General features: G+C 44.4%; 20 protein-coding genes. 1 reads left to right on the top strand and 19 read right to left on the bottom strand.

Going from position 1 to position 24497, the window contains the following annotated elements:
• The first annotated feature begins 740 nt into the window (after positions 1 to 740).
• Complete coding sequence (locus BS617_RS04075) at positions 741 to 2834, top strand: phytase (protein ID WP_249263571.1); 2094 nt, start codon at positions 741 to 743, stop codon at positions 2832 to 2834.
• Between the two features lie 146 nt (positions 2835 to 2980).
• On the opposite strand, the gene BS617_RS04070 is transcribed toward BS617_RS04075, so the two are convergent.
• From BS617_RS04070 to BS617_RS03980, 19 genes are all read right to left on the bottom strand, one after another.
• Complete coding sequence (locus BS617_RS04070) at positions 2981 to 3610, bottom strand: hypothetical protein (RefSeq protein WP_075171623.1); 630 nt, start codon at positions 3608 to 3610, stop codon at positions 2981 to 2983.
• Positions 3607 to 4713: a DUF2169 family type VI secretion system accessory protein gene (locus BS617_RS04065; RefSeq protein WP_075171622.1), complete on the bottom strand. Its 1107-nt coding sequence runs from the start codon at positions 4711 to 4713 to the stop codon at positions 3607 to 3609. The genes BS617_RS04070 and BS617_RS04065 overlap by 4 nt, the downstream gene beginning before the upstream one ends.
• 11 nt (positions 4714 to 4724) lie before the next feature.
• Positions 4725 to 6728: a type VI secretion system Vgr family protein gene (locus BS617_RS04060; protein WP_075171621.1), complete on the bottom strand. Its 2004-nt coding sequence runs from the start codon at positions 6726 to 6728 to the stop codon at positions 4725 to 4727.
• Positions 6729 to 6814: 86 nt separating this feature from the next.
• A complete protein-coding gene (locus BS617_RS04055; RefSeq protein WP_075171620.1) occupies positions 6815 to 7258 on the bottom strand; it encodes a hypothetical protein in 444 nt (147 codons plus the stop codon).
• On the bottom strand, positions 7227 to 7691 hold the full coding sequence (locus tag BS617_RS04050; RefSeq protein ID WP_075171619.1) for a hypothetical protein: 465 nt from the start codon (positions 7689 to 7691) through the stop codon (positions 7227 to 7229). The genes BS617_RS04055 and BS617_RS04050 overlap by 32 nt, the downstream gene beginning before the upstream one ends.
• Positions 7692 to 7751: 60 nt before the next feature.
• Positions 7752 to 8228 (bottom strand): Hcp family type VI secretion system effector, encoded by a 477-nt coding sequence (locus BS617_RS04045; RefSeq protein WP_075171618.1) that lies wholly within the window; start codon positions 8226 to 8228, stop codon positions 7752 to 7754.
• A gap of 290 nt (positions 8229 to 8518) precedes the next feature.
• On the bottom strand, positions 8519 to 9157 hold the full coding sequence (locus BS617_RS04040) for a hypothetical protein (protein WP_075171617.1): 639 nt from the start codon (positions 9155 to 9157) through the stop codon (positions 8519 to 8521).
• Positions 9147 to 11789, bottom strand: a complete 2643-nt coding sequence (gene tssH, locus BS617_RS04035) for a type VI secretion system ATPase TssH (protein WP_075171616.1) — start codon at positions 11787 to 11789, stop codon at positions 9147 to 9149. Before tssH ends, BS617_RS04040 begins: the two co-directional genes overlap by 11 nt.
• Positions 11786 to 13441 carry a serine/threonine protein kinase gene (locus BS617_RS04030; RefSeq protein ID WP_075171615.1) on the bottom strand — a complete coding sequence of 552 codons (1656 nt, stop codon included), beginning with the start codon at positions 13439 to 13441 and terminating at the stop codon, positions 11786 to 11788. The genes tssH and BS617_RS04030 overlap by 4 nt, the downstream gene beginning before the upstream one ends.
• A 12-nt stretch (positions 13442 to 13453) precedes the next feature.
• Positions 13454 to 14503, bottom strand: a complete 1050-nt coding sequence (gene tssG / locus BS617_RS04025) for a type VI secretion system baseplate subunit TssG (RefSeq protein WP_075171614.1) — start codon at positions 14501 to 14503, stop codon at positions 13454 to 13456.
• Positions 14500 to 16326, bottom strand: coding sequence for a type VI secretion system baseplate subunit TssF (tssF, locus tag BS617_RS04020; protein ID WP_075171613.1), 1827 nt, complete (start codon positions 16324 to 16326; stop codon positions 14500 to 14502). Before tssF ends, tssG begins: the two co-directional genes overlap by 4 nt.
• Positions 16323 to 16799, bottom strand: a complete 477-nt coding sequence (tssE, locus tag BS617_RS04015) for a type VI secretion system baseplate subunit TssE (protein ID WP_075171612.1) — start codon at positions 16797 to 16799, stop codon at positions 16323 to 16325. Before tssE ends, tssF begins: the two co-directional genes overlap by 4 nt.
• Before the next feature lie 14 nt (positions 16800 to 16813).
• Positions 16814 to 17650 carry a type VI secretion system accessory protein TagJ gene (locus BS617_RS04010; protein WP_075171611.1) on the bottom strand — a complete coding sequence of 279 codons (837 nt, stop codon included), beginning with the start codon at positions 17648 to 17650 and terminating at the stop codon, positions 16814 to 16816.
• Between the two features lie 2 nt (positions 17651 to 17652).
• On the bottom strand, positions 17653 to 19083 hold the full coding sequence (gene tssC / locus BS617_RS04005) for a type VI secretion system contractile sheath large subunit (protein ID WP_075171610.1): 1431 nt from the start codon (positions 19081 to 19083) through the stop codon (positions 17653 to 17655).
• Between the two features lie 86 nt (positions 19084 to 19169).
• Entirely contained in the window at positions 19170 to 20666 is a 1497-nt protein-coding gene (gene tssC, locus BS617_RS04000; protein ID WP_075171609.1) for a type VI secretion system contractile sheath large subunit, read from the bottom strand.
• A gap of 10 nt (positions 20667 to 20676) precedes the next feature.
• On the bottom strand, positions 20677 to 21189 hold the full coding sequence (gene tssB / locus BS617_RS03995; RefSeq protein ID WP_075171608.1) for a type VI secretion system contractile sheath small subunit: 513 nt from the start codon (positions 21187 to 21189) through the stop codon (positions 20677 to 20679).
• Between the two features lie 43 nt (positions 21190 to 21232).
• Positions 21233 to 22360: a type VI secretion system protein TssA gene (gene tssA / locus BS617_RS03990; protein ID WP_075171607.1), complete on the bottom strand. Its 1128-nt coding sequence runs from the start codon at positions 22358 to 22360 to the stop codon at positions 21233 to 21235.
• A 68-nt stretch (positions 22361 to 22428) separates the two neighbouring features.
• A complete protein-coding gene (locus tag BS617_RS03985) occupies positions 22429 to 23751 on the bottom strand; it encodes a LysM peptidoglycan-binding domain-containing protein (RefSeq protein WP_075171606.1) in 1323 nt (440 codons plus the stop codon).
• A 3-nt stretch (positions 23752 to 23754) separates the two neighbouring features.
• Positions 23755 to 24489 carry a PP2C family protein-serine/threonine phosphatase gene (locus BS617_RS03980; RefSeq protein WP_075171605.1) on the bottom strand — a complete coding sequence of 245 codons (735 nt, stop codon included), beginning with the start codon at positions 24487 to 24489 and terminating at the stop codon, positions 23755 to 23757.
• Between the last annotated feature and the right edge of the window lie 8 nt (positions 24490 to 24497).

Raw genomic sequence — 24497 nt, 5'->3', positions numbered from 1 at the left:
AACATCTAATGATGCTTTTTTTGAGGACGCTTATAAAAAACAAAAGATAAATTCTCCACACCACCAGGAGCAATGATATTTGATAAATCGTTAATAGTCATCCAAGAAGCCAAAGATTTTTTCAAGAACAATGTATCTATACAACCTGCAACTTTTATAGATAACGATAATAAATACCACGAAAACTATTGGCTGATAAAACCATCCACTTATTATAGCGCCATAAACCTTGACAAGTCTGATCACGAGATAACTTTTATTCTAGATTCCAATGAACCTTTATTTAACACGTATGAATTTGAAAAAATAGTGACCTTCAAAGAAACAAAGAATCTCCCTTCAATATTTATAGATACTTATCTAAAACTATTGGTAATAGATGAGTCAGTTTTAGAAGAATTCAAAAAACAAAAAATATCCGGATTGAGTTTTCTAAATATTGAAGCATTTAAATTCAGCAAAATGTTCCAAGAGAACGATGACATCATAAACATATAGAACATTACATACCTTTTCAAACATTGGGCAGAGCCCCTCAACTCTAAAAAACGACAGATTATAATTGATTTATAAAAGCAGATAGCATTCCAATAGGCTACATAATTTCATATAAAAACTGAAATATTAAAAATTCAATATACGTTTATTAAGTCCCGTCCCTCCATGTCAAATACTCTTAATGAAAGTGTCACATGTCATCAGTAGTATTTTGCGCTTTGCTAAATCACCAAGGACACACCATGAAATTTCCAGGTATTGCTGGGCTTTGTTCGGTTCTTATATTAAGTGGCTGCGGAGAAGGCTCTTCCAGCGACCAAGATTCAAGCTCTAACTCTTCGCAAACGGTTTTATCATCAAGCGTATCCATTGAAAACAGCTATGAAGATATTGCCGATGCTGCGGTCTGGGAACATCCGACAGATGTAACACGCAATCGTTTAATCGTTGCACTGGAAGGAGATGGTCTTGCCGTTTTTAACTCCGAAGGCAAACAGGTTTGGCATAACGAGGGGTTTGAAGCCATAGGTGCCGACATAAGATACGGCCTTAGTGATAACCAAGGCGCTAGCATTGATTTAGTAGCTGTAGCTTTGCCAGACGAAGCAGCCCTAGCCTTTTTTAGTGTGAGTGATGATGATCAGCCTTTAGACCAAGTCGGGTATTGGACACTACCAATCGAACCTGCGGGTGTTTGTTTGTATAAAAACCTAACCACAGGAAATATCACTGCAACCGCATTTGACGAATCTGGTGAAGTTCTACAATACAAACTAGCTTATGATGGCATAAATCTGGTTAGTGCAGTTACCGATACTCAGGGCGCGCCTCTTGCTGTGCGAAGTCTATCAGTGGGTGGTGAGCTTAGCGCCTGTGCAGTAGATGATGTGGCAGGAACTCTCTTTATTGCAGAACAAAATTTAGGAATCTGGGCTTATGGTGCAGATCCAGAAAACGTCAAGGAGCGCGCATTAGTTGACGGTATTAGTCCTTTAGGTGCTCTCCAAGAAATCGAAGGCATTGACCTAACTCACGATACCAATGGAGATGGTATTTTATACGTAGGTGATGAGGGTGCAGGTTTATTAGCTTACCGCTTATCCGATTATTCACTCTTAGTACAGACAGAGGTTAATGGATTCATAGAAATTAAAAGTTTGGCAGCTTCTTCTGATTCCCTTTGGCTAGCCAACACCGAATTAGATGCACCTGTTTATGAAAGATTAAATCAAACAGATGTCATTGCCTTAATTCAACAAGGAGGGGCTTATAATAGTAACCAAGTTGACCCTCGTGATTTAGATGTAGAGGGAGTACAACTCGTCATAGCCAGAGATGAAACCACAGAAGTTGATGATGACGGCGATGCGGCTGATGACCCCGCATTCTGGCTAAACGAAGACTCACCTTCTGACAGCCTAATTATTGCCACCAATAAACAAGGCGGGTTAATGGCCTACACTCTCTCAGGTGATGAGGTTCAGTACCTGGAGGGCGGCGAACCGAATAACATAGACATTCGCCAAGGACTTATTAAACCAGATAGCTCTCTCATTTCATTAGCCGCCGCTTCTAATCGAGAGTTAAATACACTTTCATTTTATAGCATACAGTCTGCGTCGAATAACCAAACGCCTATACAGCCCCTCCCCGCCCAAGGAAGTCACGTACACGCCGAAGCAGACGAGTTACTATCGTCGGTAGATGAAGTCTATGGTTTATGTATGTATCAAGCGGAAGACGGGACGCCTTACGTATTTGTTAATGGTAAAGATGGAACCATTGAACAATGGCGACTAACCCTGACCAATGACGGTGTTGAAGGGGCTGTTGTGCGCACTCTCAGCGTTGATAGCCAACCCGAAGGCTGTGTGGCTGATGATGAGGCGGGCATCCTCTATGTTGGTGAAGAAGACGTTGCTATTTGGTCTTTCGATGCGCACGAGACAGGGCCCACAGACGCGACTCAAATTGCTGCTATTGACGGTATAAATTTGGTTGCTGACGTCGAAGGCTTAACGTTATTTAACAACGGTACTCAAAAATACCTAATCGCTTCTAGCCAAGGTAACAATACCTATGTTGTTTATGACGTTCTCAACAATCACACTTTATTAGGTACATTCGCCATTGTTGGTGATGATAACATTGGTGTAGATGGCGCATCCGATACTGATGGCATTCATGTTGTTTCTGCTAATTTAGGCAGTGATTATCCTGAGGGAATGATGATAGCTCAGGACTGGTACAACATTGACGCCGAATACCAAACAGAAAACCAAAACTTCAAGATGGTCAGCTGGAAGGATATACGCGAATCGCTAGAGCTTCCGTAAAATCCGAAAATGACTCATAAAAAAGGGGCTAATATACAGCCCCTTTTTTATACTTCAAATGTCACGTTATATAACCAACTACTACTCTCGATACCTTGAAAACGTTACAAACGTATACGCTATCAATGTGGTGTGAGGCCTCTATTCTATGCTGTATTTAATGACTTACTTGCCAGTTTACTCAGTGCGGAGCCCGCATTCATGGCGCTCATTAGCCCAGCCATACCGAATTTACCGTTATCTATCTGTTGGGCGATATGTGCAGCCGTTGAAGCCGCTTTAAGAACAGGTATTACTTTTTCAAAATGAGGAATCTTTGCCGTTTGTTCGTCCAGTTGCTGCTTTAGTACTTCTAGGGCATTTATATCATTAGCCAATATCGATTCTTGTTGGGCTGTATTAGAAATACCACCCATTGCCTCTGTCTGGTTAACCTTTTGCTGACGCACACTTATCATTGAGGTTTCAACTGCAAGTACTTGAGCCATATGAGCTATAACTGCGGGGCTGGGAGTAGCTTCTTTAGCACTTTCTTGCATAATATCTAAAGCAGCCTCCATGACGTTACTGGCGCCAGAGCTACCTGGTAGATATTGTGATAACAAGGCTGCTGCACTCAACGATGAAATGTCGCTTAGGGTAGACTCATTAAAAACCGCCCCACTCATCGCTGGAGGGATCACAGGAATAATCATACCAACCGTATTTGCTAGAGAGCCTGCACTTCCATACTTGTTAGGATGAATTTGACCCGACTTAGGTTTAGCTATGCTCATATAGAGTTTTCTCGCTTGGATAAACGCACTTTAAATTCCAGTGAGTTAATACCGGATATAACATTGACTCTGTGAACAGTAATAAGCTTCAGGTTCTGCATATCAATAGCCAGTGTATCTAAATGCATCTTTTGTTTAAGCACCGGACCTTCATCCAAATATACGTCACAAACAAACTGGTCCGTAGGTAAACTAAAACGAATATGCGGGACTTCCGGGTGCAGGTTAACCAAGTTGACAACTTCACCACCAACAGGATAGTCAATCTGCTGATCTGCAGGAGTGCAGTTCCAGAAAGCATAATCATGATCAATCGGTAATTTTGGCCAACGATGATGCTTCCAGTCGTCATTATAACTTCCCGCTAAATCAACACGTGGTTCCCATGTCTTCATCATAGGGGTTAGGCTTACGGCTGGGTATTCAGCCTGTCCTGTATAAGCCTGCTCGTACAGCTCTATTTGCGGAGCTGGATATGATGTGGGCTTGGCATAAGATAGCCAGTCTTTATCAGCAAAACCTTTACCAACTGAATTTTCAGGGGCTACTTCATGAATAGCAAATTCGCCCTCAGCGTTGGGCTTTTCGGGCCACCGGTTTTCTCCGCCCAATGCATTTGAGTAGTTAAGCTCTACCACTTTTACCGCTTGTGGTTCCGTTAACTGATAGGCACCATCTTTTAAAATAAACTTTCTCGGCCCTGTAACATTAACAATTTTTTTCCAGTCCCCAACAGCTACGGCCACTGGCCATCGCGCTAAAGCTTGATTTTCAGGGGCATAAGCAATGGCGTTCATCAGAAAAACATCACATTTAGGCTTGAATGCACAGTAATCACTTTCGTAAATTAAGGGGGTTTCGCCGGGTTCGCCTTCAAATTGATCTGATGTTGCTAACGCGGTTAACTCAGTATGTGGTTCTAATTGCCCAAATTCGTTGGTCTGTGTCATGTCATACGTTGCTTTAAGTACTACAACATGAAACACATTGTCGTCAGGGTCAACCGTTTGAAAATATTGTGTGGGATAAGGTGTCTGATTCTCTACGTCAGGCACCTTAGCTTTCGGTAATGGACTGGATATAACTGTATCAGGGCGATTCATGGAGTATTCACTTAGTTAATATCTACTCGTTTACCTTCAATTTGAACGTGTTTTTCACCCGTGATACTGAGTTTTACACCGTTAATAAAGATATTGCCTTCGCTGTCTAATTTAATAAGTGACTTGCCACAAGCAATCTCGATTGTTTCACCAACGTTGATCTTCAAGCTTTTGCCTACGTTTAACGTATCGGATTCGCCGATCGTACTCGTCCGTGCAACACCGACTGTATTCTCTTGAGCCGCCCCAATCGTATTGGTCTCATTCACACCCACCGTGTGCACACGTACCATGCCCACCGTTTTAATCTCGGCAATTCCCGTTGTGTGCATACGATTGTTACGGATGAGAATTTTCTCGTTGTTGTCGACTGTCTCGGTACGGTCGTGATGTACAAACACCGTTTCGTCGTGATCGATCTCTTTTACGCGGTCATGACCCACCCAGTGCGATTCGTCGTTCTCTACCTCAATTCGCTGGTCTTTTTCGGCGTGCAGCCAGACCTCTTCTTCGCCTTTTTTATCATCAAAGCGCAACGCATTGGCATTACTGGCCGTGCCGCCTTTGGTGGATCGCGTGAGTGTTCCGCTTTGGGTTTTGTTCGCCGGTAATTCGTACGGTGGCATTTGTTCAGCGTTGTACACGCGGCCGGTTATAATCGGACGATCTGGGTCTCCATCCATAAAGTCAACGATGACTTCTTGACCAATGCGCGGTAGGTAGATGTTACCCCAGTTTTTACCCGCCCAACTGTGGGTGACACGCACCCAGCAGGAGCTGTTTTCGTTGTAAGCGCCGTAGCGGTCCCATGGAAACTGGACTTTTACACGACCGTATTCGTCTGTGTAGATTTCTTCGCCTTCAGGACCTACAACAATCGCATTTTGTGGGCCTTGCATTCGCGGCCAACCGGTGGTTTGTGGGGGACGGTAAATAGTTTCTGATGAGATGCAGCGGAATTCGTTACTGTATTCTTTGTCTTGTTCGTCATTGCTGGTGTAGGAGTAGTCTTGAGCTTTGTGGCTAACGCTTAATAAGACATACTCGCCCAATTCTTCGGGGGCATCGTCGTGGCGTTCAAGTACAAAAGTGTGACCGGCAGAGAAGCTGCGGCAGCCACCTTCCCCTGTAATCACATCGTGAGCAGCCTCATCAGCTTCAACACGTAGGCGTGTTAGCTGGTCACCGTGAGTTTTATCTTCATAGCGGCCGGGGTAGATAAAGTGTTCATATTTTCCAACGCCCGGTACGACCATGTCAGCGGCCGCCGAGGTTTGTAGTCGATTACTCGGCTTTTTGAAGTCGTAGTCTCGTTTGGCGTAGCGCCCTGTCATGAACTGGAAGCTGTGATACCAGTTATGAATCGTGTGTTGGGTCAGTGAACCGGCAGCATAGGTAATAGATTGCTCGTCTGATTCGTCATAGCCACCAATGTGGTCACTGATAATCAGCGTGTGTTTACCTGCTTCGTGAGCGAAGTAGTAGTACAGCCCTTCTTCTTCAAAGAGGCGAGAGATAAAGTTGAAGTCGCTTTCTTTGTACTGGACGCAGTAATCGCGTGCAGGATGCTGGCCCACTAAGCGGAATTGGAAGTCGGTAAAGCCGTTTTCTTCAAAGATGGCCGTGGCAATTTCTTGAATGTTTTTAAACTGAAATATTTTGCAGTCGCTGGTTTGCGTTAAGAACCATAACCAAGGAACAACAACGGCCGAATAGCCGCGTAAGTCTTGGAGCTGACGTCCTTCTTGTCGGAAGCTTTTGATGTAGCCATTAATATAACGATAACTATCGGGTAAAAAGAGCGCAGACTCGTCGGTAGCGGCTATTTTTAGCGTAACGTTCTGCCCGACTATCTCAGCGGGGGTGATATCTTTGCGTAATGAATACGCTTCTATTTCAATGCCAAAAAGCGCTGATACAGATTCTTCACCTGCTAGACGAGTTAGCAAAAAAACATCGTCACCGAGTGGGGTATCAATTGCCAACAAACGGCTTTGCTGCTTAAAGTCAGCCATACACTTCCCTGTACATCACAATAATAGAAATAGACTACACACCCATATTTTAGACTTTACTACATCAATAAGCCCCTAACGACACCTTACATACCTGTACAACGTAAACTGCCACTCACAGTATTCCAGTGGCCGTCATTGTTCTCTACATTAAACTCAAAACCATAACTCCATGGCGACTCATCATCGACCACCTCAAAGCTAATAGCGATACGGATATGAGCCGATTCAGGATGGCTGGTTACCTTGATACGTGATTCGTCGAATTGAGCCAAAACAGATAAATAATAACCTAAGATATCTCGAACTGTTTCGCTGCTTACATCACTAACTGATTGGCAAGAGCTGATTGTGCTAAACGGCTGATCACCTTGCTGCATCAACAGAGCAAACGCCTCAGCATGGGTTGGTAACGAAACCGCCTTATGCGACGCTTCATCATTATGAGCCAGCGCCATTTGTGCGCTCAGCATCAAAATAACTGCCCCCATAAAACGACTAATTGATGAACGTTCCATAAAAGACAGCATAACCTGCTCCTTGATAATGATTAGCAAACTGAGCTGGCGTTTGCTTAACGACTTCGTCTTTAGAGTTAGAGTAATGGTAGATATAACCATCAGCGAAAATACCAATATGCTTACGAGGTACGTTCGACATAGTTTTGCGAGCAAGATCAACGTTGCTACGTTTCGTTACAAAAGCGAGACAAGCGCTAAGGCACGGACCTTTATCACTCCACAAGCCAACTTTAGGGCATCGAGAGAAAACTTCTTGCACTCGAATTGTGGCACCTTCACCTGACGATTGCGTCTGATTACCGCATTGATAACCAAACTCATACCCTAAAACATGAGACACAAAATGCGCACAATGGTTAAGGTTATCAGCGACTAAGTTTTGGTCGCAGTGGCTTGAAATATGGTCACCTAATAATGCTTCTAGCTCTTCCTTGCTAATCATTTTGACATCCTTTGGTAAAAATAGAGCGCAATAACCTGAGCCATTGCGCTTTGTAAAACGTTACAGACGAACACCTGTAGCGATGTCATAACCAGCAGGCACGCTACCTTCTGGTTGATGCTGCTCGTTCCATGTTGTGTATTTCATCTCTACTTTAGTAAAGTTAAGAGAAATGGCTTCAACAGGACGGTCACCGTTACTCATCACACTATAACCACTGATTAGCGTATTAGTCAGTGTGTACTCCATGTAAGTTTCGATACCTGAAGAGCTGGTTTGAGCCATATGAATTTTTGCTGTTTTACCTTGGCCAACGCAAGATTCAGCAAAGAATAGTGGAGAAGTCTTATCCATTTTAGTCGTTAGCGTGATCTCACCAACAACCGGCGTCGTTGATTCACGATCTTTACCCTGACCAGGTTTAGTGGTCAAGCTACGAGTCACGTTCCATTCCATTGAGTCACACTCGACCCAATTCTCGTGGCCCGCTGCCGTCACATCACCATCAATGCCATCGATTTTTAAATAAATTGCCATGAGTTTGCAGTTCCTTTTTTTGACAAATTTATGATGCAGAGAAAGCCCCTACACTTAATAATCCTTTAATTAGGCAAATTACAGCTAAGCTCAATTAAAGGGTGTTCTCCAGTTAAAACCTACTACCCTATTCGGGCTTCTCTTAGAAAAACACGCATAAAAAAGGAAGTCAGCGCTATTCACAGCAAGATACCGTGATACTCATGGAAGACATCCTTTTCTCACCTTTATTGGGTGGCAAATACCTTTATTTAACTATCTAACAACAAATAATTGGAATGACTATGTATTTACTTTTCAGTAAATAATTGAGGGATCAAAGCCCCTTCTTCACCACAGTCATTACCTGAAATACAAAAACCACTGTTGTACAAATATTTATCGAACCACTTAATTTCATTGCGAGCAAACTGGTGGTTTTTGTTAGCCGATTCATTAATGTGGCTAATAAAGTATGCGCCTGTAGCAGATAAGAACATACGACCACGCTCAAACTCGAACTGACCCGGCTGATTAGCTAACTCACAACTGGTCCACCAATTGATGCGAGTTTCACCGTTTTGTTCCCTGATTTTACCGGAGTCTACCGTAGAACTTGTACATTTGGATTGCAGTTGTGTTTCGATAACTGTGTTTAAAAATTCGCGCGGTTTGGATGTTCCTAAAGCTTGCAAAGACTCTGGATAATACTCAGACGGGTACGTTTGTAAACGCAGAATACGCTCCTTAGAAGAAGCTTCAGCAGCAGGAGCAAAAATAACGCTCCCTCCTTGCAGTGCAGGGTTAACTTGATGCTGAACTACCGCATAATCGTCAGGTAAAGCAAATCGAAAATTCTGACTGCCCGCGCTTTTTTCGGCCGCATAAGCACCACTAGCCAATGTGCTAGAAACTACTAACGCCATCACAAACGTACGACTATTTTTCATGTGCTGCATCCTGCTCATCTGTAGAAAGGTTAAAACTAAATTCGCTATTGTCATCCACATCAATATGAACCGAAGCCAACGCGTGACTATCACCCATGGACTCTAAGATTCGCATTGATATTTCAGGTAATAAACTACGATTAATAATATGGATTGCATTACGAGCCCCAGTATCGACCTCTTTACAACGAGCGACGATGGTATCTACAACAGCATCGCTGTATGTAAATTCGGCACTGTATTGATCAAGTAAGCGCTGTCCGACTCGTGCCAATTGTAAACGCACTATTCCTGTCATCACCTCGTCATGCAACGGCATGAAAGGCACTAAACGAGTACGCCCTAAGAAAGCTGGCTTGAAATAAGTTAAAAGCTCATCTTTAACAAGGGATTCTAATTGATCCGGTAACGGAGCTGTGTCGGGATCGGAGCATACGCGCGAGATGGTTTCGGTGCCAGCATTGGTCGTCATGATGATCAGAGTATTACGGAAATCAATATCTCGCCCCTCTCCATCTTTCATCGCGCCTTTGTCAAACACCTGATAAAACACATCTTGAACACCCGGGTGCGCTTTTTCCATTTCATCTAACAAAATAACGCTGTAAGGCTTACGGCGAACAGCTTCTGTTAAAACCCCACCTTCTCCATACCCAACATAGCCAGGAGGAGATCCCATCAATAAAGAAACCTTATGCTCTTCTTTAAATTCAGACATATTAATAACGGTCATATTCTGCTCACCGCCATATAACAAGTCAGCTAAAGCCAGCGCTGTCTCGGTTTTACCCACACCGCTGCTACCGCAAAACATGAACACGCCGATGGGTTGTTTAGGATCTTTTAATTTAGCACTGGATATACGAACGCTTTGGCTTACTGCATCTAGCGCATGGTCTTGACCAATAATTCGCTTTTTAAGCTCGCTTTGCACGTTAAGTACTTTTTGTACTTCTCCGGACATCATTCGTCCTGCGGGGATGCCCGTCCAAGAGGAAATCACTTCAGCAACCACTTGTGCATCCACGTGAGGGCGAATTAACGGAGCTTCGCCTTGGATATCTTTCAGACGAGCTAATGCCTCGTCTAGTTGTTCGCGCGTAGCATCATCTTGATTGCCATGACTAATCGCTGTACGCAGCTCAAGCACGAGCTCTACAGCTTGTTTTTCTTGCTCCCAACGGCTTTCTATATCGGCGCGTTCATTACTCAAAAGCACTAACTTTTCAGTGAGTGTTTCGATTTCTTGACTGTCACCACCGTATAATGCGACCTCGCGCTCAGCGCTGCTTAATTGCTTCTGATACTGATCTTCCAAGGCTTGCAAATCATCTAATGCAGCGGGCGTGTTACGTAACTCTAAATTAACCCTAGAACATGCGGTATCAAGCACAGAGACACATACATCCGGTAGCTGACGGCCTGAGATGTAGCGTTTTGACAGTAAAACAGAGTCACGAATCGCTTCATCTAATATCAGCACTTGGTGGTGCTTCTCAAAGGCAGGCTGCAGAGTGCGTAGCATGCGCATAGCTTGTTCTGGTTCTGGTTCTTCTACCTTTACCACTTGGAAACGGCGTGTGAGCGCGGCGTCTTTCTCAAAATACTTTTTATACTCAGCCCACGTGGTTGCAGCAATCGTGCGTAATTCACCGCGCGCCAATGCTGGCTTTAAGATATTAGCCGCGTCTCCCTGGCCACCCGAATTGCCAGCGCCAATCAGCGTATGCGCTTCATCAATAAATAAAATAATAGGCTTAGGAGACTGCTTTACTTCATCAATGACTGACTTCAATCGATTTTCAAACTCACCTCGAACACCAGCGCCAGCTTGCAGCAAGGTCAAATCGAGTATATGAATATCAACTTCTTTAAGAGAGTCCGGTACTTCCGCATTTACAATTCGTTGAGCTAGCCCTTCAACCACGGCCGTTTTACCAACACCCGCTTCACCCGTCAAAATAGGGTTGTTTTGACGGCGGCGGCATAGAATATCAATCAGTTGCCGAATTTCGGATTCACGACCCACAACAGGGTCAAGATCACCTGCTCGCGCACGAGCTGTTAAATCAAGAGTATAAGCCTCCAGCGCTTGCTTACTAGCCGGAGCAGGCGCCATCAACGCGTCATCATCTTCATTATCAGAAGGGGCTGCCACCTGAGTTACTTGCTCAAGCTTAATCAGGTTAGGGCCATTACGCACATAGTCGGCATCGTCAAAATGACTAAACGCCTTTAAACGAGACGTAATTTGCAAGTTCATCGCCTCATCTTTAAATAAGGCTACCATGACAGCAATACCAACTACTTCATTCTCACCGTATTCTAAACTGGATAACAGCCATGCCTTACGGATGAGTTCGACAACGTTGGGAGAAAAAGAAGGGGCGCTCGTGTGACCTTTTTCAAATGATTCAAAGCGGATAAGAATATCGCCTTCGAGCTGATCAGTATTTACGCCGTATTTTTTCAATGATGACCGAACCCCAGTACGCTCCTCTTGCAGAAGGGCTAGCACTAGATGCTCGATTTCTATAGCGTAGTGGCGCTGAGTTACCGCCAAAGAAGCGGCCTTTTCGAATGCAGCAAGACTGGTTGCTGATAACTTACCAATGAGCGCGCGAGTATTCATTTAACATCCCCTGTTTTTCTGATTACGACAGTCCTGTCTTCAGATTCTTCTATCTCTGTTTCTGGTAACGTTTCTTCCTCAAAATCAGGATCTGACTCAAGAATAAACGTCTCCATTTGTTCAGCCAATTCATTGAATTGACGTTTTGCATACCCTATCTCATCGATTCTATCGACATGGAGACGCGTATAATAGTTCCCTACATACAAGCTTTGCAACGCCTGCCCTAATTGACTAAATTGGCGCGTAAAGAATCGGCATAAATAATACACAATCGCTGTAATCATAATGCAGGCTATTAAGATAAAGAGCCCCAGTGCCCAAGCTGTTCGAGTCCAAACATCAGCGACTGAGTTAGCCGAAAGCCCCATGACTACTGCACCAATTTCTTTACCGTTGAACAAAATGGGCGAGGTTAAATGGTAAATGCGATTGCCATGTTCATCACGTTTAAGCTGGAAGATATTAACATTTTGCGCTTGCTCAACTCGAACCAAATCTAAAGGAGGACGGTAAACCTTCCCCATCATATCTGGCTGCTTGCTCGCTTTAATTAACCCTTCATGGTCTGTCACATACAAATATTCAATTTCATCATTGTTCGATAACCGCTCGACGGTAATCCCCAACGCTAGGTCGTCGCCCAATAGCAAGGCCTCATCAACTTGCTCTTTTGTTTGTTGCACTAGCATTCGACCATAGCTGCCCAATACTTCCGACAAGCTGGTCGATAAATCATTTAAAGTGAAAGCCAACAAGGCTACTAACAAGGTACTTAATGCAGTTGCCACAATGGCGGTATAACGCCAGGTCGATGTGATTTTTTCAGACCATTTTGGGTCTTTAGTCGACAATTCGACGCTAACAGCATTGAGTTGTTTGACTAACTCACCAGCACTGCTGTATCGGAACGTTGGCTTTTTATGCAATAAACGGCGAATAACCTTTTTGATCGCGTGCGGGCACTTAGAAGCGGTTAGATCCACTTCCGATTTTTGAATGAGATCGACCAAGTTACGAATGCTGGACGCCTCAAATGGCAATGTACCGAAAACCAATTGGTAAAAAACCACACCCATTGAATAAAGATCACTTCGGCTATCTGGCACACCACCAGCGAGTTGCTCTGGCGACATGTAAAAAGGTGTACCGACAATTGTCTGTGTTTGGTCAAGCTCTGTTTGCTCATGCAAATAAGCCACACCAAAATCAGTCAGACGCACGCGGCCATTCGTTTCAATAAGAATATTACTGGGCTTAATATCGCGATGGATAATGCCTTTACTGTGCGCATACTCTAAGGCTGACGCCAATTGCGTCATAATATCTGTGACTTTATCCAAAGAGATATCAGTTTGCTCTTTCATCCAATCATCAAGGCTTTGACAATCCACAAACTCCATCACTATAAAAGGAACTTCGTCGACGGACCCAACATCAAAAATTTGAACAATATTATGATGGTTAAGCTTACCTGAGACATGTACTTCGTTGAGAAAAAAGCTGAGGCGCTCTTTATCTTCCGAGAACTCGGGTTTTAGCACTTTGATGGCAAGCGTTCGTTGTAGCACAGGATCATAAGCCTTATAAACCTGTGACATGGCGCCTTCGCCAATCATTTCCTTTAATTCGTATCGTCCAAGTTGATTCATTATTCCTTCCTGTTACCGATTTACTTCGTAGATAGCATCAGCAACGTTTTGATGATTCGATGCAGCACTTAGCCACAAGCCTTCGCCCAATCGGAGTGAGTCCTGCAAGGTTGTATCATTAGCGAGAATAAAAGGTGGCTTTTCGACACCTTTAAGCACCACTTGTAAGTCAATCAAATAATCTTGACCCACATAGAGGTTAATAAGCTCTTTGAGAATGAGGAACTTTGGCTGACCCGGTTGCAAACTTTTAAAGTCAGCAAGCGAGACTGGCGCGGTTTGTATCCGTATACTACACGACCCTTCAAACACAGAGCTGCCAATAACAAAATCTTTCCCTAGCGTGGCATTCTTACATCCAATTGTATTTCTTTGTTCTGGTTCTAGATCAAACCAACGCCCATAAAACTGTTGCAGTGTCACCTGACACCCCAACACTCGACTGATAATTTTACTCAAACCAGCCGCATTACGAGGACGTTTACTATAATACCCTGAAAAATAGAGCGCCAGTGATTCTGTATCCGTTTTGATACTTTTTTCTTTATCACCTTCTGCCAGCCCTACATAGGCTTTTAGCATCGCCTTTGCCGGGTCAACTTGACGATTTACCGTTGCTCTTGTCAGGTGCTCTTGCATGATGGGCAGACGGTTTTTTTGCCAAGCCCGATACAAAAAACTGACTGAACGTGCATTAAAGCCATCTAATAATGTTTTTAGTGCGGTATCTTTTTGTCGAGCCCTACTACTTAGTAATTCAGTGTAATGAATTGGCATGACGCCCGATGGGCCCGTTAATCCAAAACACGCAATATGCAGCTTACTCTGAGTAAACTCACCATGATCAACCCGATCAATTTTTGTGCAAGCACTGCCCGGGAAAGCGGCTGACTGGATAACAGCAAAGTCAGCAAACTCTTTCTTTAGTGGTAAATCATGACCAATGGCTCCTGCGGCTACCCCTTTGCTTTTGCGTGCTGTTAATTCTAAATGCCTAAGCAACTGAAAAAACTGCATATCGGGTAACGCACTAGTTGTCATTGCGTGAGAGACCGTACTCATAGCAGTGATTGATCCCCTGCCCGCGCTGGCCAACATTTTAACTCGTGGTCTTTATCTCCCAACACCACTGACAACTGAACAAACGAATTGATATGTGTATACAACCCTAAAAACCGCTCAATAACGCTAGCAAATAAAAATGGGCTGCTGCCGGCAAATTTAGTTTTATCCAACGTTATTTCAACTTTGCTACCACGACAGAAAAATGGCATACCTCGATCATCAGCGATGCGTAATGTGGCTGGTGATACATCGGTGATTGCCACAGCATCTACTACGCTACTGCTTTCTTGATGACGCGTCACATTATAGAGAGACAATATTTTGCGCAGTGCAGCGGTCCCCTGATTACCTTGCGTCAACGAGATATAATTTAGATTCAGGTGAGATAGCAACTGCCAATAAATATCATCATCTAAACGAGGTCTAATCACATCCGTAAAAGGAATTTCTGTCCTAATACGATCCACAGCAGACGCCCCGGAACTCAGTATCAACTTCGGCTGGCTGTGCGTCTGAGACAGACGCTTAGGCAAACTACCGTTAAAACACCGTAATTGAGTTAAGACAACGGCTTCGCCTTGCTCTTTAAGAATAGGATCTATATTGATTAAGGATAGATGAGATTGGCTGCGGGTATTACCAAACTCAATTTCCTCTCGACGAGAGTGCCAACGAGCCTCAGTCGTCTCTGACGGAGGTATATCAGCTATTCCAAAAAACGGCGTCACGACTTCTATCTTGTCTTGATCCGTTGTAATCGATACGCCTTCTACACTGTAGATTTCCACTTTGTCTGGATTTCGCGCGTCAGCCACCAGAGGATATTCATAATCTTTATGCGTTAGCCTAGTAGGCTCTGAAAACTGATCATATAAATTAATAATAGGCGTAGCATTTAAGACAAAGTTTTTGGCCTCAACCGTAGCCTCTATATCCGGCACACTCTTATTAAAGTAAAAAAACAGTTCCATTTGCTGACCTTCAATGGCTAGCTTTACTGACTCACTGATTTTTAAATCGAAGAACAAAAATTTTTCAGGATAAGCAAAGTATTCTGTCAGCAATCTATAACCTATAAACGACTGTTCGGGATAAGGTAGTATCCCCTCATCCTCATTAAAGCCCACTTGAAACAGCACGTCTTCTGGGTTTAAAAAAATCGCTTTGGGATCATGATCATTCTTAGCGACTGCGATGGTCACTGTGTGGTTATGAATAAGCTCATAAAGAGCAAAACTGTAGTGGCGGTTACCTTTAATGTAAAAGCGCAACGTCTCAAAATCGATTTTTTCGAATACAGCATCGCTATTTATTGTTGATAAACGTAGTCGCAATACCGATTCAAGGTCAGTAACTTGCTGAGGGTTAGGCGCTTGAGCTGGATAGCTCTGCAATACGGCTTTATCAACCTTAGCAGGTAAAACATCTGTTGGATAAACAGTCTTAAATCGACAGGCAAAATGCTCATCCACATCAGCTTCAATAACAGAACCTTGCTTGACTCTCGCCCGAGAGGTGAGGTCCTTTTCAGGCTCAAAACTTACAATCGAATAGCTCGGTAAAGGCCGCAAATAATGCGGATACATAACATCCAGCACGCTTTGGCACAGCTGAGGAAAGTCATCTTCTATCTTTTTACGAATCCGTGCGTTTAAGAAGGCTACCCCTTGAATGATCCTTTCGACATGCGGGTCTCGCGCAAGGTCATCATTAACCTGAAGTCTGGCAGCTATTTTAGGATATTCATCGGCAAACGCTTCACCGCGACGTTTTAAGTAATTCAGCTCACGCTGATAATAATCGACTAATGACTGTTTCATCGCACTTCAGACTGAAAGTTAAACTGTTTGCGGGCAGGCTCAAATGAGGCACTGATAATTACCGGCTCCGCATCGGTATAAACGCGTAGCTTTGCTTCAATTCTAAACCCAAGACGGTTTGGGTCGTCCTGCTTATCCAACAACGCAACACGGATATCACTCAAACGAGGCTCATTTGTACGAATCGCATCGAGAATTTTTCGTCGCAGCGCTTCCCGACCACTGAGGGCAGCTATGTTGATATGCGCAAAATCAGTGACCCCATACGTTAATAAAAGCTCACCGGCTTCTAACAATTCAGCACTATTTAAGCGACTTCGGTTGTTCAGTAAGTTTTCTAGGTCGCGCATTACCGACTCTTTGTAGGCGCGATAGCGTGCCGCAGGGTTATCATACCGATCCGATTGTTTATCCGGTTCATAGTCCAATACCTGCTGCATAAAGGACGATTGAAAATGCTCAGTATCAACCATACGGCCCACCTGTTTTATGACAGTTCAAGAGCTGTGAGTGTACCGATCTGCAATAGCGGAACGAGTTGATCACCCACTAACAAACACTTTTGACCTGAACCAGAAACCAGCCCGGTCTCATCATTTGCAAGCCAATCAGTTGTCCTTCCCATGCACGCAGCAACATCATCACGTGAAGTATTAGCATAGATAGCGGGGACATAAGCCTGTAATGGAGGCGTCTCCTCTGTATCTCCTTTACGTTTTATAACGGCTCGGCGATACATCAGATCCATTGGTTTTTCGTAGGGATGGAACTCGATAGATGCGATATTTTTCCAAGCGACCCAGGCATACCCTTTGCGTGCAGAAAACACTTCTAGGCCAAATGCGGTTAAATCATCAGGCTCTGCAAGCTCGCCACGAATCTCATCATCTTGTAGCTGACACAAAACAGGTAACAGAGGACGCTGGCCAGTTATAGCTTCAGCCTTCTCTGGCGTTAACGAACCGTTTTGAGCATTAGTTACCAACGCATACGCGTCTGATAGTAAATCGATCTCATCATCAAATAATGCAGGCACTTCACTACTGGCTTTCTTATAGAAAGCATGGCGCTGAATTTCACAATCAATCATTTCACCGATGACTTTTAACGTCATATAAGAAGGCAGGTCATCCTTCTTTTGAAACTCTAAAAACTCTAGCTGCTTTTTAGCTTTATCGAGCTCCCCCGCAAAAAGATACAACTGCAGTAACAGCCCTCTCCCTTCACCATTTTCTGGATTATCTCTAACAAATGCTTTGGAATGCACAAGCGCTGCCTGTAAATCGCCTGCTTTATATAACTCACCAATACCTTTGATATCCATATCTACCCTGTCACCCTGTTTGATACGACTTCAGCGCTGAACTGAATCGATGTTTCTATAGATTCCAATTGAAAGTGCGGCTTTAAATGCGCCACACAAGTGTAAGACCCACTGCCTCCCGCTTGCTCTCTGACACTAACACGCGCCTCACGCAACGGGTATTGAGCCAACAGAACGTCACTTGCCTCATCCGTTGACATCACATAATTCATAATCCAAGTTTGTAGGAACTGACGACATTCCTCAGTGGTCGAGAATGCCCCCACTTGGTCTCTTACAATAACTTTCATATAGTGCGCAAACCGCGAAGTACAAAGCACATACTGCAACATAGAAGAGTAACGAGCATTTACGCGTGCTTGTGCCGTGTTGTAATAAAGTGGGCTTTGGATCGACGATGCACTATAGAACAAACCACTAGCGCTATTGACTGAGTAACAAACAGGAATAAACCCATGATCCGATAACGAGCGCTCTAACGCATCAGGGATCATAACCTCAGCCGCGATATGAGACTGGCCATCAATGTCAGAATCGTGGGATATAAACCCCGGCACCACGCCTCCACCAAAATAGCGTTTACCGGTAATTTCAGCTAGCCATCCTGTATTCGAAAAACAACGAGCCATCACAGCGCCCAGTGCAAAAATAGCCCCCACTTTCAGATAATCGCTGCGTTTTTTTATCCCTTCACGATAGACAAAGCCATCGTTTCTAAACCGGCTGGGTCTATAAGTTTTACGCAAATATAAATAGGGTAACGTTAATCCAATAAAGCGAGCGTCTTCTGTCTGGCGCAGGGCTTTCCATCGAATAAATGACTCTTGCTGATAGGTTCGATCCAAATCGAGCTGGGAGTGCATTGACGAGAAATCATCTAAGTCGAGTAACGATGGGTCTGCATTAAAAATAAAAGGGGCAAAACTTGCAGCAGCAACGGCGGCAAGCCCAGAAAGAACGCTCAGATCATCTCTACCAGAGCGCTTAGGTGTCAGACCAATTGCATAGTTGCAGAGCATGGCACCAAAAGGCTCACCACCCGCCATACCAAACTCTCGACTATACACTTTGTGGAATATTTCGCTGTGATCAATCTCGATCGCACGGGTAATGTCTCGCGCTAATTCATCCCAAGTAACATCCAATAGTTTAACTTTAACTTGCTGAGCAAATGATGTCTGCTCTAACAAATACTGGCACCCCATCCATGTGGATTCTAGAGCTTGAAACTGAGGGTGATGGAGTATCGCATCTACTTGCTGTTCAAGTAGCTGGTCTATGCGAGCAATTTCACGGTTAAGTAAGCTGAGGACTGTGAGGCGAGGATGCTGCGTGCGCAGTGAATCTGCACCGAAATAATCGACGAGATCATGTATCCAAACACATTCGTTCAGGTTTGCATCCGACCCTAAAGGGTGATCAAGCAGTTCCATTAATACCTAATACATCCATGTTGACCAACACCAGAAAATTACAGTAGGCAACAACATGCCTACTGTAATACTACAACCTGATCGACCTACTTACCGAGTTGTGGGATACGAGCAACCATTCGCATAGATGCACTCAACTCTTCCATTTGCAGCCATGGACGCATCCAAGCAACCACATTGTACGAACCAGGACGGCCCGGCACTTCAGTTACCTGAACTTTACCAGCACGCAGCGGATATTTTGCTTTCATATCTGGACCCGAATCCGGGTTGTCATTGACATAGTTGAGCAACCAACGGTTTAGCCACTGCTCTACATCATCAGCTTCCATAAATGAGCCAATTTTGTCGCGTCCCATCACTTTCAAGAAATGCGTAAAGCGAGAGGTAGCCATAATGTAAGGCAAACGAGCCGAGATAGCCGCATTGGCCGTAGCTTCGGGTGTGCCATATTTAGTAGGCTTTTGAGTAGATTGGCCGCCAAAGAACACAGCATAGTCAGTGTTTTTATAATGGCATAATGGCAAGAAGCCCATTTTAGATAGCTCAGCTTCTCGGCGATCGGTAATGCCGATTTCAGTTGGGCACTTAAGGTCCATGTCGCCATCATCACTCGTAAACACGTGTGTAGGTAAGCTATCAACGCGACCACCGCCTTCAGCGCCACGAATAGCCGTACACCATCCTGTGCTAGCAAAGGACTCAGTTAAACGAGCACCCATTACATACGCAGCATTCATCCAACAATAGTTATCATGATCAGCCGCACGGGATACGCCATTCTCGTCAATAGGCGCCTCTTCGTAGCCGAAATCATCGATTGGGCTAGTTTGAGAACCATATGGCAAGCGCGCTAGTGCTCGTGGCATTGTCAAGCTTACAAAACGTGAATCTTCAGAGTCACGGAAACCGCGCCATTTAGAATACTCTTTAGAGTCGAAGATCTTCTCAAGATCTTTAGGACGCGATAGTTCTGTCCAGCTCTCTAGACCAAATAACTCAGGGCCTGACGCCGCGATGAATGGGCAAAATGCAGCCGCCGATACGTTAGACATTTTTGAAAGCAGCTCGATGTCATCCGCATGATTAGAGAATTCGTAATCACCTACAATGGCACCAAAAGGCTCACCACCCGGCGTACCGAATTCTTCTTCATACAACTTCTTGAACATTTCGCTTTGATCAAACTCAACCGCTCTATCTAAATCTTTAAATAGATCTTTTTTGTTGAGGTTGAGCACTTTTAACTTTAATGAAGAGCTTGTTGCACTGTTATCAACAAGGTATTTCAAGCCGCGCCATGAACCCTCAAGCTTTAAGAACTCCGGTGCATGCATGACTTCTGCTAGCTGAGTGGATAACTTAGCGTCAAGCATCGCAATCGCTTTATTGATAGTTTTTGCAATGTTGCGGTCCCAAACAACCGTTCCGTCCATTGCTTCATCAACCAGTGTTTTAAGCAAATCTTTAGCCACGTCGCTTTCAGTTTGCTTTGTGGCAGTGATTACTTGGTCCAGCAAGCCGCCAGTTTCTTCAAGAAGCGTGGTTGCATTTTGCTGAGTAGCTGTAGTTGTATCAGTCATCCTTGTCACCTTACTCAGTTTCGCCTGCCTTCAGCTCTTTCGACAATGATTGCATGTCGTCCGTGCTCTGTAATACTTTTTCCAAAAGAGTTTCTAACTCTTCGGAGCGGTCTGCTTTCGTTAGCAAGTCACGTAGTTTATTACGTGTTTCCATTAAATTTTTTAACGGTTCGATTTGCTCAACAACACGACCTGGCTCAAAATCTTCCATCGACTTAAATTCAAGGTCGACTGACATAGAGCTATTGCCATCCTGCAGCGTATTATCAACTTTGTAACGAAGGCCCGGCGCCATTTTTGCCATGACTTCATTTAGGTTGTCACTCTCAATTTGAATGAACTTACGATCTTTCAAACTTTTAAGTGCATTGGCCGGATTATTACCGGTGAAATCACCCATAATACCCATGACAAATGGAAGCTCTTTATGTACAACAGCACCTTCGGTTTCAACATCATAAGTAATGTGAACACGTGGTTTTCTGACTCGTTCGAGCTTCTTATGAATGCTTTCGGTACCCATAAGTATTCCCCTTTATTTCCCTATTAAGTGCGTTCGATTCTAACTAATTAGAATCTTTTGATAATCCAATTAAGCGGAAGAACTGATGTCTAGTTGTGTCATCGTCGAGTAGTTCATCCATTAACTCTGCCAATCCCATTCTTCCCCAACGCTCAACACGCTCCATCTGATAAGACAAAGGCGAGTGTGGTTCGGTATCCCTGAAAAAGGCACTAAGCCTCGACACCATAATCAGCGCTTCCTCGCGAGAGGATGGGTAGTACGCTTCAGGTCGGAATTGTACTACGGTATTCTGAGCCGATTTAGATGAGCGTACTTCAGGTTTATCGCTATCGTCTTCAGGCTCAGACGCCTCTTCCTCAGCCGGCTTTGGATCCTCTAAAATAGAAGTATCAATGCGGGCAATCGCTGCCAGCGCATCCCAAGCTGTAGAAAGAACGTTTTTAATCGCCGATGTCGGCGGAGAATCATAGCCACATTGATCCTGTAAAAAGTCATCAATAGAGGCAAAATTTTGTTTGCATGCGTCGATGGCACGTGCCGTCGTTTTGATCTGGGCACTGTCGGTGCCTTGCATTAATTGCTGAAGTTGATCGATTGTTTTAATGCCATCATCGATTTTGCGCTGACGCTTACTATCATCTGTCAGCTGTGCTAAATCACATGCTTTTATGTAATCCCAGCCACTAATCATTTCTCCAGCAGGTGTAGTAATGACAGAAGCCATACGAATAGGCATGACCAAGGTGCCTTCTCCATTATCGCCATTTAGGCCAGTTAACGGAAATAAGGTAGCACTGATCCCCTCTTCATCAGGAAGCGGATAAATCCCCCCCCAATACTCTCGCAGGGTTTGATCGATAACATCGAAAACTTCAGCAAGGCCCACAAAGCCGTCAACCCGAATAGTCGCTTCGGCGAGCCATGCCAGTACTTCAACATCTTTACTTTGCGTTGCCAAAATATCGACACAGGCGGTTTGGACTTGCTTCCATTCTGACCCCAGAGCGTACAGGTCCTCAAGCGATAGCGCACGCCGCTCTTGTGCACGTATAGCGTTGCGTAAGTCGCGCAACTCATAGAAGGCATCGGCGTATTCGGGGTGATTCCGAATATCAAACCCTGCTTTCACATCTGCATTGATGGGTGTTAGTGCTGCTGAAAAATCCATTTACTGCCTTTTATATCCTTGTTGCACAAAGGGCGTGTCAACGTTAGTGAACAGAGCCCCTGTGTACATTATTCAATATTGCTTAATTTATCGAGCAATTTTTGACAACGCGCTTTATAAATTCCTGCTTGCCCATGTGTAGGATCAGCAGCCAATACTTTATTAAATTCAGCAATGGCCAAATTTAGCTTTTGCTCTTGGTAGTACTTTAAGCCCTTAGCGTAAGGCTTAGAGACTAAACTGTCCGTTAATCGATTCAGCACCGCATTCCCTTGCGCCGAACGATCTGGCACTTGTTTAAGTAAACGATAGGCACGAATCTGTTGGCCTGCAGCGTTCGCCGCTAAGGCCTGCTGCTCTAATGGGTTACCTTGAGGTACTTCTTCTACAGCTTCGGGTTCAGATGGCACATTAGTTTCACTCTCTACTGCTGGAGCACTCACTTCTGCTACCTCTTCGACAGCGCTAACGTCAGTTTCTAGTTCAGCTGCACTATCATCAACCACCCGCTCAGCCGCTTCTTGGTTCTGAGCAGAGGTCTCTTCACTTTGTTGATCACCCTCGGTTTCCACTGGCGCTGCTAATGTATCTTCCAAGCCTTGCTCAATGTCTTGGGCAACTTTGGCCTCATCCAGAGACGGCGCCTCAGCTTCCACAGTGACATCCGGCTTGCTTAGCGGCTCTATCGGTGTAGCAACAGTCGTCGGTGTGATTGCTACGGATGGCTCATTTTCTATTGGCTCCACCACCGGCTGAGCTACAGTAGGAGCTGACGGTTTAGGTGCGGCTGGTTTAACAACTTTACGTGGTTTTCTAACGACCGGTTTTGGCGCCTTATCAGGGCGAGGCAAACTGATAACCGCTCCAGCTAATAGCGTGCTATCACTTAGGTTGTTGTAACGCATGATAAATGGGTAGTAATTTGAACTACCGTAGATTTTACGAGATAAACCTTTAATGGTGTCACGCTTTTTAACAGTATAGTTGGCCACATCGCTGTTCTGATTAAAGTTTTTTGCTTGCGCAAAAACCGATGGCTCATTAACCAACTGGCTCATCAGTAGAGCCGCGGTCTTATTATCGGGATCTAAGTACAATGCTCGACTCAAATTCAAACGAGCATCAGCGTAGTCTGCAGACGAGAGTATTACTGATTCGGCGCGTCGCAAATAAGTGTTTCTACTACCTTTTGTAACAGGGTTAAGGTAATGCACGCCTACTTGATCTAGACCCATGTATTCAGGAAAGCTATCTTTGAGCAAGTCATCGTCATTGACGATACCCACTCGGCTCAGGCCGCCAACAGATCGATCGTCAACTTGCTGCTGCACAGCACATCCTTGGAGAAGAACAAACACAGAGACCATACTGGTTAGTATTACGCGTTTCATCGATTACATCCTGTCCACAATTAAAGCGGTAACGTTATCGTTCGCCTGGCGAGCTAGCGCCATGTTAATTAAGTTTGCTACAGCACGCTGTTTGTCTTCGCTGTAGTAAATAGCTTTGCCTAAGTCTAATTGCTCAATGACATTTGATAGTCCGTCACTGCACAACAAAAACCTATCTCCTGGTTCTAGTTCTAAATAAATCGTGTCTAAATTCAGCTCTCGGCTAACCCCTAAAGCCCGAGTTAACATATGGCTAGCGGGATGAGTTTTTTCTGACGATAAATCTTCAATCAGACCTCGACTGACCAGCTCCTCAAACTGTGTATGATCTCGCGTGACCATTTCAAAAGCCGTTTCACGCATACGGTATAAACGCGAATCGCCCACCCATACGACAGCACCTCGGTCTCCTCTCACTAACAACGCTACTACTGTTGTACCAATGAGATCCTCACCATAAAAGCTGTCAGACATATCACATAACGCTTGGTTCGCTTCTTGGAGGATTGATATGGTCTCAATTAACAGCTCATCAAGTGACTGAGGCTCCTTTTGTTGCAAGCTTTCTAAACTCTGCGTGACTAAATGGCTCGCTATACCACCTTCTTTGTGGCCTCCCATACCATCAGCAACACACCATACTCCAGAGTGATCCAAAACAGCTAAACTATCTTGGTTTTCCTCTCGCACAGAGCCCACGTCCGTTTGGCCGTAGCCATTCCAGTTTTTATCTGCCATTGACTTCC

The organism is Neptunomonas phycophila (assembly GCF_001922575.1).
In the GTDB taxonomy this organism is placed as follows: Bacteria; Pseudomonadota; Gammaproteobacteria; order Pseudomonadales; family Balneatricaceae; genus Neptunomonas; species Neptunomonas phycophila.
The sequence above is the reverse complement of the archived record's forward strand: the minus strand, read 5'-3'. Positions and strand labels throughout refer to the sequence as shown.